Genomic DNA, 15,040 nt, shown 5'->3' with positions numbered 1-15,040 from the left:
ACCGACGGGTAGCCCCCGATCTCCGGGGATCGCGCCGGCCCCGAGACCCACACGCCGCTCCGCGGCCATGGCCCCCAACCCGGCGCACCTGGACACGAATGCCGAACGTCGGCTGGGATGAGGGCGTGACCACCGATAGCGGGACCGAAGTCTTCGAAGAGCACCGCCCCGTCCTCATGGGTGTCGCCTACCGCATGCTCGGGCGCGTGGCGGACGCCGAGGACGTGCTTCAGGAAGCCTGGTTGCGCTGGTCCACCGCCGACCGGGACGCCGTGCGCGAACCGCGCGGCTACCTGGTGCGGGTCACCACCCGGCTCGCCATCGACCGGCTCCGCCGGATCCAGGCGCGCGGCGAGTCCTACGTCGGCCCCTGGCTGCCGGAACCACTGGTCACGGATCTCGCGGGGACCGTTCCGGACGCGGAGGAGCGGGCCGTCCTCGCCGACTCCGTGTCGCTCGCCGTGCTGGTCGTCCTGGAGACGCTGTCACCGCTCGAACGCGCGGTGTTCGTCCTGAGAGAGGCCTTCGGTTATCCGTACGCGGAGATCGCCGCCCTGCTCGACCGCGGCGAGCCCGCGGTGCGCCAACTGGCCGGCCGGGCCCGCAGGCACGTAGGCGAACGGCGGCCGCGCTACGAGGTCGACACCGCCCACCGGCGCGACCTCACCGAGCGGTTCCTCGCCGCCGCGGCGGGCGGCGACCTGGACGGTTGATGTCGCTCCTCGCGCCCGACGCCCGCCTGGTGGGGGACAGCGGCGGCAAGGCCAGGGCGCCGCTGCGGGTCCTGGAGAGCGCCGACAAGGTGGGCCGCTTCCTGGTCGGCGTGGCGCACAAGGGCATCCCGGATCCGTCCGTCCGCTTCCTGGAGGTCAACGGCGGCCCCGCCGTGCTGATCCTGTCCGGGGGCAAGCCCGACAGCGTCTTCCAACTGGACGTGGCCGACGGACGCGTCCAGGCCGTCTACATCGTCCGCAACCCCGACAAGCTGCGGTCCCTGACCGTCTGAGCCTCCCGGCCCCGATGCGCACGGCCGCCGCGACCTCCGGTCCCAGACGTCTGCGCGGCTGCCGAGGCCTCCGGTCCCAGGCGCCCGCACGGCTGCCGCAGCCCCGACCCGGATGGCGGGGGCTGCGGCGTAGTGCCCGGGAATCCGGCCCCGTGCGAACGGGTCGTGAACACCGTGCGACAGGCTCCTGTGCGCTGTCCGAGGGAACGAGGATTGGTCTTGACCAAGGGTGGGGGCCGCTTTATCGTCGCAGATAAGTACAACAACCTTTAATAAACAAGGGCGCTAAAACGCGGCCGGATCACGGCGATTGCGGAGGACAGGGTGGGGACCACGCAGCTGGAATCGGTGCCGGAGCCGAAGTACTGGCATCTCAAGACCGTGCTCAGCGAGGCACTGGACTCCGAGTTCTCGGTGGGCGAGATCCTGCCCAACGAACGGGAGCTCGCCGCCCGCTTCGGCGTGGCCCGTGCCACGCTGCGCCAGGCACTGGAGCAGCTGGAGCTGGAGGGTCGGCTGCAGCGCCGCCGCGGCGTGGGTACGACCGTCGCGCCGCCACGCGTGGGTGTGGCCGTCGGCACCGAGCAGCACGCCTGGCCGGGGGCGGCCGGCGACGCCTGGCAGAGCGTCGACTGCACCCGGGCCGTCCCGCCGGCCGCGATCGCCGACGCCCTGGAGATCGGCCACGAGGAGCCCGTGCACACCGTGCGCCGGTCCCGGATGAGCCACGGTCAGCCGGTCGCCGCCGAACTGCTCTACGTTGCGGACGGCTCGGTGCCCGACCTGAGCGCGATCGACGCGCCCTCCGGGCCCGCACGCGCGCGTGCCGTGCTGCGCGAGCTGCACCGCCTCGAGCTGGAGGGCCAGGACCGCTCGGTCGAGCTGGGCTCGGCCCGCGCGGACGACGCCAAGGAACTCGACCGGCTCCCCGGCGCCCCCGTCCTCGTCGTCACCACCCGCTTCGTCGTCCGGGGACGCACCGCCGCGATCTCCCTCGCCACCTACCGCGCCGACACCTGCCGGCTGACCTTCGGCGACTCGGGCGGCGTGGAGATACACCACGGACCCCACCAGCAGGCCTCCTAGCCGGCAGGCCTCCTGGCCGACGGGACCCGCCCTCGGCGGCGGGCCGTCACCAGAACGGCGGGCCCTCACCGGAACAGCGGGCCGTCACCAGAACGGCGGGCGCTGACTGGGAACGGCGGGCCCTCGCGGGCAACGCCTGGCCGTCACTGGGAGCGGCGCGCCGTCACCGTGCCCTCCACCGCGAACAGCTGCTCCTCGACGTGGTCGAGGGCCAGCCGGAGCGCGCCCGTCGCCACGGCCGCCTCACCGAGCATCGACAGGGTGACCTTGGGCGGCCGCAGGCAGTAGCGGTCCAGTTCGCGCCGCAGCGGCTCCAGCACACCGTCCAGCCCGGCCGCCCAGCCGCCGATGACGACCAGTTCCGGGTCCAGGGCCAGCACCAGCGCCGCCACATCGTGGACGAGCCGCTGAATGAACCGCTCGACGGCCGCGCCGGCCCGCCGGTCACCCCGTCGGGCCAGTGCGAAGACCTCGGCCACCGCCCGCTCGTCCAGCGGGTGCAGCGGCTGGTCCGTCGTCGACAGCAGGGTCTCGGGGGTCGCCTCCCGGCCCAGCAGGTGCAGCGCGCCGATCTCCCCGGCGGCCCCGCCGAACCCGCGGTGCAGCCGCCCGCCGATCAGCGAACCGGCGCCCGGGCTCAGCCCCGCCAGTACGAAGACCATGTCGTCGGACTCGGTGGCGGCGCCCTTCCAGTGCTCGGCCACCGCCGCCGCGTTCGCGTCGTTCTCGACGAGCACCGGGCACTTGAACGAACGGCTCAGCCGTTCGCCCAGGTGCAGGCCGGTCCACCCGGGCAGCGCGGTGCCCAGCCGTACCGTGCCGTCCGCCTCGACGATCCCGGGCGTGCCGACCCCGACGGCCCGCAGCGAACTGCGCGGAACACCGGCCCTGCGCAGCAGTTCGGCGACCGCGCCGCGCAGCCGCTCCAGCCGCTCGTCCGCCTCGGCGGTCTCCTCCACGTCCTTGGCCTGGGCACCCACCACGCGGCCGTCCAGGTCGGCCAGCAGCGCGGCGACCCGGTGTGCGCCGATCTCCAGGCCGAGCAGGTACCCGGCCTCGGCCCGGAACCGGAACCGGCGCGCGGGCCGCCCCTGCCGTCGTGCGGCACCCTCCTCGGCCGCCGTCTCGACGACGAGTCCGGCCTCGATCAGGCCCTCCACGACGCCCTCGACCGTCGGCCGGGACAGCCCCGTCACCCGGGTGATCTCCGTGAGCGTCGCACAGTCGGTGGCACGCAGCGCGTGCAGCACCACCGCGGAGTTGATCCTTCGCAGCAGCGAGGGATCCCCGCCGGTCAGCCGCCCCACCGTCCGTCCTCCCAGCTCGTGCGCGTGTTGGGCGGATCGTACTCGGCACGAGCCAGGGCGGCGAGCGCCGGGGACGGCCCGAGCGGGCGCCGGCGGAGCGCCGCCCGCCCTGGGCGCGGTCGCTGACGCCCCGCCAGTTGTCAGTGGGGGCCGCTTTACTGGAGCACATGGACATCGCGAAGGCTCTCGCCGTCATCGACCGGCTGCGCCGCGGGGAGTATCCCGCCCAGCGCACCAGGACGGACGTCGGCACGGCCGGACCCGGTTACCGGATAGCCGAGTTGGAGACGAGCGACGACTTCTGGGAGGACGACGGCAGCCGGCGGGAGGCGACGGCGGAGCAGTACGAACTCGATCGGGACGGACTGGGGGAGCGGCTCACCGGGCGCTGGGGCCCGCCGCAGGTGTTCAGCCTGTACAGCGTGCTCGAACGGACCCTGTCGGGTGAGGACGTGCCCGAGCCGTGGGCTTCGCTCAGCGGGCGCGTACCGGACGTCCAGTTGTGGAGGGCGCAGGAGACCGGCCCGTGGATAGCGCTCGCGGTCTCCCAGTGGGACAAGGAGCTGCCGTTCCAGCTCCTGGCCGTCGTCACCGACGTGGATCCACCGTGACCGGTCCGCTAGGACGCCTCCGTGGCCACCCTCAGCCGTGCGAACTCCTCGGCCATCGTCTCGGCCGTCCAATGTGTGTTCAGCCCGCTCGGATTGGGCAGTACCCACACTCGCGTTTCGCCGAACGTCCGTTCCTGCGGCCCCACTTGGGCCGTGCGGTCGCCGAACGCCGCCCGGTACGCGGTGACGCCCACCACGGCCAGCCACCTCGGCCGCAGCCGCGCCACCTTCAGCGCCAGGAGCCGTCCGCCCTCCCGGTACTCCTGGGGCGTCAGCTCCTGCGCCCGGGCCGTCGGCCGCGCCACGACGTTCGTGATGCCCAGCCCGTACGACGGCAACTCGCCCTGCTCCGCGGGCTTCATCAGCCTCGGGGTGAACCTCGACCGGTGCAGCACCGGCCAGAACCGGTTGCGCGGCCGGGCGAAGTGGTGGCCGGTCGCGGCCGTCATCAGACCGGGGTTGATGCCGCAGAACAGCACCCTCAGGCCGTCCGCGACGACATCCGGGACCGGACGGTCGCGGGCGGCCTGGAGCTCCGCCGGGGTGAAACGGGTCAGAGGATCGCCCCCGGCGCGTAGGCCGCGGCCTCCGGGCGCTGCTTCACGATCTCCTCGATCCGGCCCACGACCGCGCCGACCTGGTCGGCCGCCGCGCCGGTGAAGGACAGCTTGTCGGCCATCAGTGCGTCCAGCCCCGCGCGGTCGAGCGGGAGGCGGTCGTCGGCGGCCAGCTTGTCGAGCAGGTCGTTGCGCTCGGCGCCCTGCTCGCGCATGGCGAGCGCGGTGGCGACGGCGTTCTCCTTGATCGCCTCGTGGGCGACCTCGCGGCCGACCCCGGCCCGCACGGCGCCCATCAGCACCTTGGTCGTGGCCAGGAACGGCAGGTAGCGGTCCAGCTCGCGGGCGATCACCGCGGGGAAGGCGCCGAACTCGTCGAGCACCGTCAGGAACGTCTCCAGCAGGCCGTCCAGCGCGAAGAACGCGTCCGGCAGCGCGACCCGGCGCACCACCGAGCAGGACACGTCGCCCTCGTTCCACTGGTCGCCCGCCAGCTCGCCGGTCATCGAGGCGTAGCCGCGCAGGATCACCATCAGGCCGTTGACGCGCTCGCAGGAGCGGGTGTTCATCTTGTGCGGCATCGCGGAGGAGCCGACCTGGCCCGGCTTGAAGCCCTCGGTGACCAGCTCGTGCCCGGCCATGAGCCGGATCGTCTTCGCCAGCGAGGAGGGTCCTGCCGCCAGCTGCACCAGCGCGGTGACGACCTCGTAGTCCAGCGAGCGCGGGTAGACCTGGCCGACCGACGTGAACGCCCGCGAGAAGCCGAGGTGCCCGGCGACGCGCCGCTCCAGCTCCGCGAGCTTCGACGCGTCGCCCCCGAGAAGGTCCAGCATGTCCTGGGCCGTGCCCACCGGGCCCTTGACGCCGCGCAGCGGGTAGCGGCCCAGCAGCTCCTCGACCCGCCCGTGCGCCACCAGCAGCTCGTCCGCCGCGGTCGCGAAACGCTTGCCGAGGGTGGTCGCCTGCGCCGCGACGTTGTGCGAGCGGCCGGCCATGACCAGCTCGCCGTACTCGGCGGCCAGCCTGCCCAGCCGGGCGAGGACGGCGACCGTGCGGTCCCGCATCAGCTCCAGCGAGAGCCGGATCTGCAGCTGCTCGACGTTCTCGGTCAGGTCGCGGGAGGTCATGCCCTTGTGCACGTGCTCGTGCCCGGCGAGGTCGTTGAACTCCTCGATCCGCGCCTTCACATCGTGCCGGGTGACCTTCTCGCGCTCCGCGATCGAGGCCAGGTCGACCTGGTCGAGGACCCGCTCGTAGTCGGCGATCGCCTCGTCCGGCACCTCGATGCCGAGGTCCTTCTGGGCGCGCAGCACGGCGAGCCAGAGCTGCCGCTCCAGCCTCACCTTCTGCTCGGGCGACCAGAGCGTGGCGAGCTCGGCGGAGGCGTAACGTCCGGCGAGGACGTTCGGGATGCGGGGCTTGGCGGGCGCTGAAGTCACGTAGACGGATTCTACTGGCGATTCGTGCAGGCCAGCGCCACGGGGGTGTTCGTGGGAAGCTACGAGAGCTCCGCGTCGGCCGCCGTCGGCGGTTGCGCCGGGTCCTCGTAGGGCAGCAGCTCGGGCCGCTTCGCGGGGCGGCCGTCGCCCGAGGAACGGCCGGTCAGGCGCCGTCCTATCCACGGCAGCAGATGCTGCCGGGCGAAACGGGCGTCCGCCACCCTGCGGGCGCGCCAGTCCGGACGCGCGGTCGTCGGCATGGGCGTGCGCCACTCGGAGTCCTCGGGCTCGTGGCCGAGCGTCTGCCACACCGCCTCCGCGACCCGGCGGTGGCCCTCGGCGGTCAGGTGCAGCCGGTCCACGTCCCACAGCCGGGGGTCGGCGAGCGACGGCGCCCCGTACAGGTCGACGACGAGCGCGCCGTGCCGTTCGGCGAGCTCGTCGACGCAGGCGAACAACTCCTCCATACGGGGCCGGAAGCGCTCCAGGACGGGGCCCTGCCGGCCGGGGCTGCGCATCAGCACCAGCCGCTCGCACGACGGTGCCAGCCGCTCCACGGCCTCGGTGAGCAGCCCCGTGACCCTGCCCATGTCGCACTTGGGCCGCAGCGTGTCGTTGAGGCCGCCCACCAGCGTCACGACGTCGGCCCGCATGGCCGCCGCCGTCTCCACCTGCTCGTCGACGATCTGTCCGATGAGCTTGCCGCGTACGGCGAGGTTGGCGTACCGGAAACCGGGTGTGCGGGCGGCCATCCGCGCCGCGAGGAGGTCCGCCCAGCCGCGGTACGAACCGTCGGGCAGCCGGTCCGACATGCCCTCGGTAAAGGAGTCGCCGACCGCGACCAGGCTGGTGTACGTGGGATTCGTCTGCATGGCGTGAGTGATGGTATCCCTGTGGCCCAGCGCCATACCACGCGGTCGGTCCGCCGGGGTCAGGCCGTCCCCGTCACTCCCGCCGGTCCGAACAGCTCCCGCAGCACGTCCTCCATCGTCACCAGGCCCGCCAGCCGGTCGTCGGCACCCAGGACTGCCGCCAGATGCGCACGACCGCCGCGCATCGCGGTGAGCACGTCGTCCAGCGGTGTGCCCTCGCGGACCCGGGCGATCGGGCGCATGTCCCGCAGCCGGAACGGCTCTCCTCGCGGTGAGGCGTCCAGAGCGTCCTTCACGTGGAGGTAGCCGACGATGTGGCGCTCCTCGTCGACCACGGGGAAGCGCGAGAAACCGGATTCGGCCGACAGTGCCTCCAACTGCTCGGGGGTGACGCCCAGACGCGCGTGGACGACCCGCTCCAGCGGGAGCACCACGTCGCGCACGGGCCGGCTGCCGAGCTCCAGCGCGTCGTGCAGCCTCTCCTGCGCCCGGTCGTCGATGAGGCCGGCCGCGCTGGCGTCCTTGACGATCTGGGCCAGTTCCGAGTCCGTGAAGGTCGAGGAGACCTCGCCCTTGGTCTCCACCCGCAACAGCTTGAGCAGGGTGTTCGCGAACGTGTTCACCGTGAAGATCACCGGACGCAGCGCCCGGGACAGCGCGACCAGCGGCGGCCCGAGCAGCAGCGCGCTGCGCACGGGCTCCGCGAGCGCGACGTTCTTCGGCACCATCTCGCCGAGCAGCATGTGCAGATACGTCGCCAGGGCCAGCGCGATCACGAACGACACCGCGTGGCCCGCCCCTGGCGGTACGCCCACCGCGTGGAACACCGGCTCCAGCAGGTGCGCGATCGCCGGCTCGGCGACCACACCGAGGACCAGGGTGCACAGGGTGATGCCCAGCTGCGCCGCGGCCAGCAGCGCGGACACGTGCTCCAGGCCCCACAGCACGCTTCTGGCGCGCCGGTCGCCCTCCTCGGCGTACGGCTCGACCTGGCTGCGGCGCACCGAGATCAGCGCGAACTCGGCGCCCACGAAGAAGGCGTTGACGACCAGGGACGCCAGGCCGATCAGGATCTGTACGGCGGTCACCGGCCGGCCCTCCTCTCGTCGTGCGCGTCACCGCGCGGATGATCGGTCCGCCCTGCGGGTCCCTCGCGGTCCTCGCGGCCGTCGCCGCCCTCGTCGTCGAGCGGCGCGTGCAGCAGCACGCGCGCGGCCCGGCGGCCGCTCGCGTCCACCACGTCCAGCCGCCAGCCGGCGACCTGGAGGATGTCGCCGGTCTCGGGGATCCGGCCCAGCTCGTTAGCGATCAGGCCGGCCAGCGTCTCGTACGGGCCCTCCGGCACCCGCAGCCCGACCCGCGCGAGCTGGTCCACCCGCGCGGAGCCGTCGGCCGAGTACAGGCCGCGGCCCTCCTCGTCGGCCCCGGCCGGGGCGAGGTCGGGTGTCTCGTGCGGGTCGTGCTCGTCACGCACCTCGCCGACCACCTCCTCGACGATGTCCTCCAGCGTCGCCACGCCCGCGGTGCCGCCGTACTCGTCGATGACGACCGCCATCGTGCGTTTGCCGGAGAGCCGGTCCAGCAGCCGGTCGACGGTCAGCGACTCGGGGACCAGGAGCGGCTCGCGCATGATCTCGGAGACCCGTGTGCGGGTGCGGCGCTCGGTGGGCACCGCCAGCACGTCCTTGATGTGGGCGGTGCCCACGACCGAGTCGAGGCCGCCCTGGTACACGGGGAACCGCGACAGCCCGGTCGCCCGGGTCGCGTTCGCCACGTCCTCGCAGGTCGCCTGGGCGTCGAGGGCCACGACCTGGACGCGCGGGGTCATCACGTTCTCCGCGGTCAGGTCGGCCAGGTTGAGGGTCCGCACGAACAGCTCGGCGGTGTCCGCCTCCAGGGCGCCCTCCCTGGCGGAGTGCCGGGCCAGGGCGGCGAGCTCCTGGGGGCCGCGCGCGGAGGCGAGTTCCTCGGCGGGCTCCACGCCGAGCCGGCGCACCACGTGGTTCGCCGTGTTGTTCAGGTGGGTGATGAAGGGGCGGAAGGCGGCGCTGAACCAGCGCTGCGGACTGCCCACCCGCCTGGCCACCGCGAGCGGCGAGGAGATCGCCCAGTTCTTGGGCACAAGCTCGCCGACGACCATCAGGAACACCGTGGACAGGGCCGTGCCCAGGACCAGCGCCACCGTGGTCGCGGCGGACCGGGACAGGCCGAGCGCCTGAATAGGGCCCGCGATCAGCTTGGCGATCGACGGTTCGGCGAGCATGCCGACCACCAGATTGGTGACGGTGATGCCGAGCTGCGCGCCGGAGAGCTGGAAGGTCAGGTTCCGTACGGCCTTCAGCGCGCCGGCCGCGCCGCGTTCACCGCGCTCGGCCGCCCGCTCCAGGGCACCGCGCTCGACGGTCGTCAGCGAGAACTCGGCCGCGACGAAGGCGCCGCAGGCGAGACTCAGCAGCACCGCCACCAGCAACAGGAGCACTTCGGTCATCGGGTCACCCCCGACCTATGGTCGGGCAGGACGGGGACAGGCGCGCTATGTCGCGCTCGGGGAGGCTCGCCCATGGGCGGACGCTCACAACCTTTCATGGAGGACCGTGTGTCCTCCAAGAGTAAAGGAAGGGCAAAGTGGAGTCGGGGGTCAGTCCGTCAGGACCTCACGGGTCAGTCCGCAAGGGGTTTCACCCAGCGCCGCCAGCGCTCCTCGGGCGCGTAGCCGGCCGCCCGCCAGGCGCGGTGCGCGGTCTCGTTGCGGGTGAGCACCATGGCGTCCCCGCGCCGCCCGCCGAGCCGCACGAGCCGCTCCTCGGCGGCCGCCAGCAGGGCCGAGCCGGTGCCCCGGCGCCGCCGGTCCGGGTGCACGGCCAGCCGGTACAGGTGGCAGCGCCAGCCGTCGAAGCCCGCGATGACCGTGCCGGCCAGCTCGCCGTCCTGCTCCGCCAGCAGCAGGGCCTCCGGGTCGCGGGCGAGCAGGCGGGCCATGCCGTCCCGGTCGTCGCTGATGCTCGTGCCCTCCGCGGCCGTCGTCCAGAAGGCCAGCACGGTGTCGAGGTCGTCGGCGGTCGCGGCGCGTATGTGCAGATCGCTCATGCGGTGATCAGACCACGCACCGCCGCCCGCCGGGCCCTATTCCAGCATCCGGACGCTGGTGCCGCGACCGGGTCACTCGTGCGCGATCGCCGCCAGCACGTTCATCCGGGAGGCGCGCAGCGCGGGCAGCAGGGCCGCGACGACGCCCACGAGCGCCGAGCCGACCACCACCGCCACGATCGTGGGCCATGGGATGGCCAGCGCCTTCATGCCCTGGAGGGCCAGCACCCGCTGGGTGCACAGGCCCCACACCAGGCCCAGTGCCAGCCCCAGGACCGCGCCGAAGACCGCGATCACCACCGACTCCAGCCGGATCATCCGCCGCAGCTGCCGACGGGCCAGCCCGATGGCCCGCAGCAGACCGATCTCCCGGGTGCGCTCCACCACCGACAGGGCGAGGGTGTTGACCACGCCGAGGACCGCGATGACGATCGCGAGGCCGAGCAGCGCGTAGACGAGGTAGAGCAGGACCGCGATCTGGTCGTGGACCAGCTTCTTGTAGTCCGCCTGGTCGCGCACCTCCACATTGGGGTACGGAGTCAGGGCCTTCTCCAGGTGGGAGCGCAACTGGTCGGCGCCCGTGCCGGGCGCGGCGTTCACGTACAGGACCGCGTCCGGAGTGCCCGGCACGTACTTCTCCAGGGTCCCCATGCCGAAGTACACGTCGCCCTCGATGCCGAACCCCTCGGCCGCGTCCTGGTTGGTGAGCGCGGCCACGGTCAGCCGGGCCAGCCGTCCGCCCTGGAACTCGACGGGCAGCACGCTTCCGGCCCGCACCCCGTGCTTCCCGGCGAAGCGGGCGTCCATGGAGATGTGCCCGTCGGCGAGGGCCGCCGCCGTGTCGCCGTGGACGTACTTGATGTGGGCGACCGAGTCGAGCCGCGGGTCGTACCCGGATGCGGTGGTCTCGACGCGCTTGCCGTCCGGCATCCGCAGGGCGACGGCCGCCAGCCGCTGCCGTACGACGGTGCCGGCGCCCCGGGTGCCGCGCACCGCGTCCGTGACCTCCGCGGAGAACGGCAGGAAGCTGCGGTTCTGCACCAGGTAGTCGGCGCCCAGCACCTTGTCGATCTGACGGTCCAGGGAGCTGGTCATGGAGGCACTGGCCACGGACAGCCCGCCGACCAGGGCCAAGCCCACCATCAGGGCGGCCGCGGTGGCACCGGTCCGGCGCGGGTTGCGCAGCGCGTTGCGCTGGCTCATCCGCCCGATGGACCCGAACAGGGCCGGGAAGGCCCCGCCCAGCACCCGGATCAGCGGGCGCACAAGCAGCGGCCCCGCGACGACGGCGGCGACCAGGGTGAGGACGATGCCCACGCCAAGCAGCGAGGCGGCGGTCGCGGTCCGGTGCGCGGCGGCGCAGCCCGCGAGCGCGGCCGCGCCGGCCGCTCCCACGCCCGCGCCCGCCAACGCGCGTACCCGCAGCGGCCGCCCCACCCCGGTCACCTCGGCGTCCGCCAGGGCCGCCATGGGCGAGACGGTCGCGGCGCGGCGGGCCGGGAGGTAGGCGGCCAGGAAGGTGACGCCGATGCCGACGGCGTACGCGGCGACGGGCGTGATCCACCGGACGACCATCGCCGCGGTCGTCAGGTTCATGCCGAAGGCGCTCATCAGCCGGATCAGCCCGGCCGCGAGGCCGATCCCGGTCGCCAGCCCCACCGTGGAGCCGATCACGCCGAGCAGCACCGCCTCGGCCAGCACCGAGCGGCGAACCTGCCGCCGGTCGGCGCCCAGGGCGCGCAGCAGGCCCAGTTCGCGGGTGCGCTGGGCGATCAGCATGGAGAAGGTGTTGACGATCAGGAAGATGCCGACGAGGACCGCGATCCCGGCGAATCCGACCATGACGTACTTGATGATCTTGACGAATCCACCGAGCCGGGCGGCGGCGGACTTGGCCTGCTCACTGGCCGTCCTGAGGTCGTAGCCGGTGGTACCGACGGCCCGGCCGACGCGCTGCTTGAGCTCGGCGTCGGTGACGCCCTTGGCCGCGTCGACCGAGATGCTCGTCGCGCGGGCCGTGGAGCCGAGCAGCCTGGATTGGGCGGTGGGGGTGTCCAGGAAGAGCCTGGCCGCACCCGGGTTGGTGGTGGTGAACGTGGCGATGCCGACGACCCGGACGCGGAACGAGCCGGGCTGCGCCTGGACCGCGAGCACGTCGCCGATCCGCACGCCGTTGTGCCGGGCGGTGTCGGCGTCCAGCAGGGTCTCGGCGTCGCCGTGCGGGGCGTGGCCGGAGGTCAGCCGCACCGGGCTGCGGTCGGTGACCTGCCAGTTGGAGACGATCGTCGGGGCGCCCGTGGTCGGGCCGACCGGGTTGTTGCGGCTGTCGACGACCATGGCGTTCTGGACGGCCACGTCCACGTGCGTCGCGGCGACGCCGTCGACCCCGGCCACCCGCTGGGCGAGGGACGCCGGCACGGTCTGCACGACCCCGGTGGGCAGCGCGGACTGCAGCTCCTGCTTCGGGGCCACCGTCACATCGGCTGCGGTGGAGGCGAAGAGCCGGTCGAAGGTGCGGGCGACGGTGTCGGAGAAGATCAGGCTGCCCGTGACGAAGGCCACGGACAGGATGACGGCCAGGGCCGAGAGCAGCAGCCGCCCCCTGTGGGCCAGGAAGCTGCGCAGTGTCGCCTTGAGCACGGGGTCAGGCCTCCTCGACGGCGACGCCGTCCCCGTCGAACCGGTCGTGGACCACGCCGAAGCCGGGGGTGAGGCTGGGGGCGGGGCCGGGAGTGGGAACGGCCCCTCCGGCGAACAGGCGCATGCGCTCCAGAACGGCCTCCGCGGTCGGGTGCTCCATCGTGTCCACGATCCGGCCGTCCGCGAGGTACAGCACCAGGTCGGAGTGGGCGGCGGCGTTCGGGTCGTGGGTCACCATGACGACGGTCTGCCCAAGGCTGTCGACGGCGTCGCGCAGGAAGCCGAGCACCTCCAGACCGGCCCGCGAGTCGAGATTGCCGGTCGGTTCGTCGGCGAAGATCAGCTCCGGCCGCGAGGCCAGGGCCCGCGCGCAGGCCACGCGTTGCTGCTGGCCGCCGGACAGCTGGGACGGCCGGTGCCTGAGCCGGTTGCGCAGCCCCAGCGTGTCGATGACCTCGTCCAGCCACTTCTCGTCGGGCTTCCGGCCCGCGATGTCCATCGGGAGGGTGATGTTCTCCAGCGCGTTCAGGGTGGGGATGAGGTTGAACGACTGGAACATGAAGCCGATCCGGTCCCGGCGCAGCCGGGTCAGTTCGCGGTCCTTCAGTCCGGTGATCTCGGTGTCGCCGACCCAGACATGACCGGCCGAGACGGTGTCGAGCCCGGCCAGGCAATGCATCAGCGTGGACTTCCCGGAGCCGGAGGGGCCCATGACCGTGGTGAAACGGCCGCGCTCGATGTCGACGTCCACCGAGTCCAGCGCGAGCACGGTGGTCTCGTCCGATCCGTACGACTTGGTCAGTCCGCGGGCGCGGGCGGCGATCCCGTCGACCGACGCCTGGGCCGGCGGCGCAGCAGGTGTGGACACGGGGGCCTCCTTGGGGGTCCTTCGACCCGTTACGTCCTGGCTCATGACAGGTTTGTCCCCGGACGAGCGTAATGTGATCGGGCCCACGGTCGGTATCCTCCGTTGGGCCCAGAAGCGGTCTCCCCCTTCAGGACGGGGCCCTGATACCCCTGTAAGGGGCATGCGGGCTCCACCCTGTGCCTGTGCCCGCGCGGCCGAGGCGCGAGTGAGCACCTGATGGGCTGATCAGGTGGCCGGCCGCTCACCGAGGCCGGTGGAGACCGGTCGCCAGGCGGTGCCCAGCGCGCAGTACGAGGAGGGCAGGACCGGACCCTGCTCCGGAACCAGCATCCGCCGGTAGGGGCCGAGCTCGAACCCGGCGTCGCGCAGGGCGGAGACCGGATCGCGGGACAGACGGCAGCCGCCGCTCAGCAATGGCCACACCGTGAGGTCCAGGGCACGCTGGGTCAGGGTCATCGCCCGGCCACCGCCCCTGCCGTGCTCGAAGAACCGCACCTCGCCGCCGGGCTTCAGCACGCGCCGCGCCTCGGCGAGCGCGCGCGGCACGTCGCGCACGCTGCACAGCACCTGCGCGAGCACCACCGCGTCGAACGCCTCGCTCTTCACGGGCAGCGCCTCCGCGCAGCCCGGCACCACGTCGACCGGGAGCTCGGCGCGCACGGCGGCCTCGAGCGCCCACTGCCGCAGCAGCCGCTCCGGTTCGATCGCGACGACCTCCGCGACGGAGCCCGGATAGCGCGCGAAGTTCAGCCCGTTGCCCGCGCCGATCTCGATCACCCGCCCGGACAGCCCGGCCAGCAGCCTCTGGCGCAACCCGGCGATGCCCATGCTGGTCTCCGCGGCCACGCTGGCGCGGGCGTAGTAACGGGCGAACACCGGATGACGCACGGCATCCCGTGCCGCCTTCCCGGAGCCGACGGACCGCAAGAACATGGCACCCTCCCCGACCACTACGGGCCTACGGTGAGTGTCCCCCACGCCTGCCCACCGCACGCCCGCCCATGCCGATCCCCAACCCCGCCCGCACGTCCCGGCCGAGCCTGCGGCACGTGCGCTGGAGCCGTGCGCCGTCCCCCGCCGCCCGGTCCGCTCCCCGGTGTGCGCGGCGCACGTACGCGGGGGCTCGTCGTACGTGCCGCACATGCGCAGGGCTGGGGTTGCCTCCGGGTGTCACCGGGAGCTGCCTGGCGCGCTCGTCCGCAGGACAGCGACGCGCCTCCGCGCCGGGAGGCCGTTGCAGCCGGCTGCGCGTGGAATGGCGCCAGCCGTATCCGTCCGCGGTGTGCCCGCCTGCGTCGTCGGCCGTGCGCTGGTCCGGGTTGGTCCGACGAGCCTGCCGGCACGGGCGATGGCCCGGTGCCCCTTGTGCCGGCCTGTCGTGGTCGGTCGCCTGGCCGTCGTGGTCCGAGGGCTGCCCGATCCGTGCTGGGTGGCCGTGGCGGCCGACCGCGTCGGGTGGCGCAAGGCCTGGCCGTCCGCGGTGTGCCCGCCTGCGTCGTCGGCCGTGCGCTGGTCCGGGTTGGTCCGACGAGCCTGCCGGCACGGGCGATGGCCCGGTGCCCCTTGT

The 15,040-nt window shown here is 73.2% G+C and carries 12 protein-coding genes and 1 pseudogene; 3 read left to right on the top strand and 10 right to left on the bottom strand.

Translation table 11 applies throughout. From position 1 onward, the window contains the following. Positions 1–125 precede the first annotated feature (125 nt). Together ABZ818_RS16410 and ABZ818_RS16405 are read left to right on the top strand one after the other, a co-directional pair. Positions 126–1,006 (top strand): annotated as a pseudogene (locus ABZ818_RS16410) (RNA polymerase sigma-70 factor). 324 nt (positions 1,007–1,330) lie between these two features. Beyond that, the gene (locus tag ABZ818_RS16405) at positions 1,331–2,092 is read left to right on the top strand and encodes a GntR family transcriptional regulator (protein ID WP_361414760.1); all 762 of its coding nucleotides are present in this window, start codon (positions 1,331–1,333) and stop codon (positions 2,090–2,092) included. Positions 2,093–2,235: 143 nt separating this feature from the next. Here the strand turns inward: ABZ818_RS16405 and ABZ818_RS16400 are convergent, their stop codons facing one another. Beyond that, positions 2,236–3,399: an ROK family transcriptional regulator gene (locus ABZ818_RS16400; protein ID WP_361414758.1), complete on the bottom strand. Its 1,164-nt coding sequence runs from the start codon at positions 3,397–3,399 to the stop codon at positions 2,236–2,238. 167 nt (positions 3,400–3,566) lie between these two features. Between ABZ818_RS16400 and ABZ818_RS16395 the strand changes: the two genes are divergently transcribed. Beyond that, a complete protein-coding gene (locus ABZ818_RS16395) occupies positions 3,567–4,010 on the top strand; it encodes a hypothetical protein (RefSeq protein ID WP_361414756.1) in 444 nt (147 codons plus the stop codon). Between the two features lie 8 nt (positions 4,011–4,018). Here ABZ818_RS16395 and mug read toward each other — a convergent pair whose 3' ends face one another. From mug to ABZ818_RS16350, 9 genes are all read right to left on the bottom strand, one after another. After that, the gene (gene mug, locus ABZ818_RS16390; protein ID WP_361414907.1) at positions 4,019–4,567 is read right to left on the bottom strand and encodes a G/U mismatch-specific DNA glycosylase; all 549 of its coding nucleotides are present in this window, start codon (positions 4,565–4,567) and stop codon (positions 4,019–4,021) included. Further along, the gene (gene purB / locus ABZ818_RS16385; RefSeq protein ID WP_361414754.1) at positions 4,564–6,006 is read right to left on the bottom strand and encodes an adenylosuccinate lyase; all 1,443 of its coding nucleotides are present in this window, start codon (positions 6,004–6,006) and stop codon (positions 4,564–4,566) included. Before purB ends, mug begins: the two co-directional genes overlap by 4 nt. A 59-nt stretch (positions 6,007–6,065) precedes the next feature. Continuing rightward, entirely contained in the window at positions 6,066–6,878 is an 813-nt protein-coding gene (locus ABZ818_RS16380) for an SGNH/GDSL hydrolase family protein (RefSeq protein WP_361414752.1), read from the bottom strand. A gap of 59 nt (positions 6,879–6,937) precedes the next feature. Further along, a complete protein-coding gene (locus ABZ818_RS16375) occupies positions 6,938–7,966 on the bottom strand; it encodes a hemolysin family protein (protein ID WP_361414750.1) in 1,029 nt (342 codons plus the stop codon). After that, the gene (locus ABZ818_RS16370) at positions 7,963–9,366 is read right to left on the bottom strand and encodes a hemolysin family protein (protein ID WP_361414748.1); all 1,404 of its coding nucleotides are present in this window, start codon (positions 9,364–9,366) and stop codon (positions 7,963–7,965) included. Before ABZ818_RS16370 ends, ABZ818_RS16375 begins: the two co-directional genes overlap by 4 nt. Before the next feature lie 173 nt (positions 9,367–9,539). Continuing rightward, the gene (locus tag ABZ818_RS16365) at positions 9,540–9,965 is read right to left on the bottom strand and encodes a GNAT family N-acetyltransferase (protein WP_361414746.1); all 426 of its coding nucleotides are present in this window, start codon (positions 9,963–9,965) and stop codon (positions 9,540–9,542) included. Positions 9,966–10,037: 72 nt separating this feature from the next. Further along, positions 10,038–12,605, bottom strand: a complete 2,568-nt coding sequence (locus ABZ818_RS16360) for an ABC transporter permease (RefSeq protein WP_361414744.1) — start codon at positions 12,603–12,605, stop codon at positions 10,038–10,040. 4 nt (positions 12,606–12,609) lie between these two features. Then, complete coding sequence (locus ABZ818_RS16355; protein WP_361414742.1) at positions 12,610–13,473, bottom strand: ABC transporter ATP-binding protein; 864 nt, start codon at positions 13,471–13,473, stop codon at positions 12,610–12,612. Between the two features lie 225 nt (positions 13,474–13,698). Then, a complete protein-coding gene (locus tag ABZ818_RS16350) occupies positions 13,699–14,406 on the bottom strand; it encodes a class I SAM-dependent methyltransferase (RefSeq protein WP_361414740.1) in 708 nt (235 codons plus the stop codon). Positions 14,407–15,040 lie beyond the last annotated feature (634 nt).

Source organism: Streptomyces sp. NPDC047453, assembly GCF_040643155.1.
Taxonomy (GTDB): Bacteria; Actinomycetota; Actinomycetes; order Streptomycetales; family Streptomycetaceae; genus Streptomyces.
This window is presented reverse-complemented; position numbering and strand designations above follow the sequence as displayed.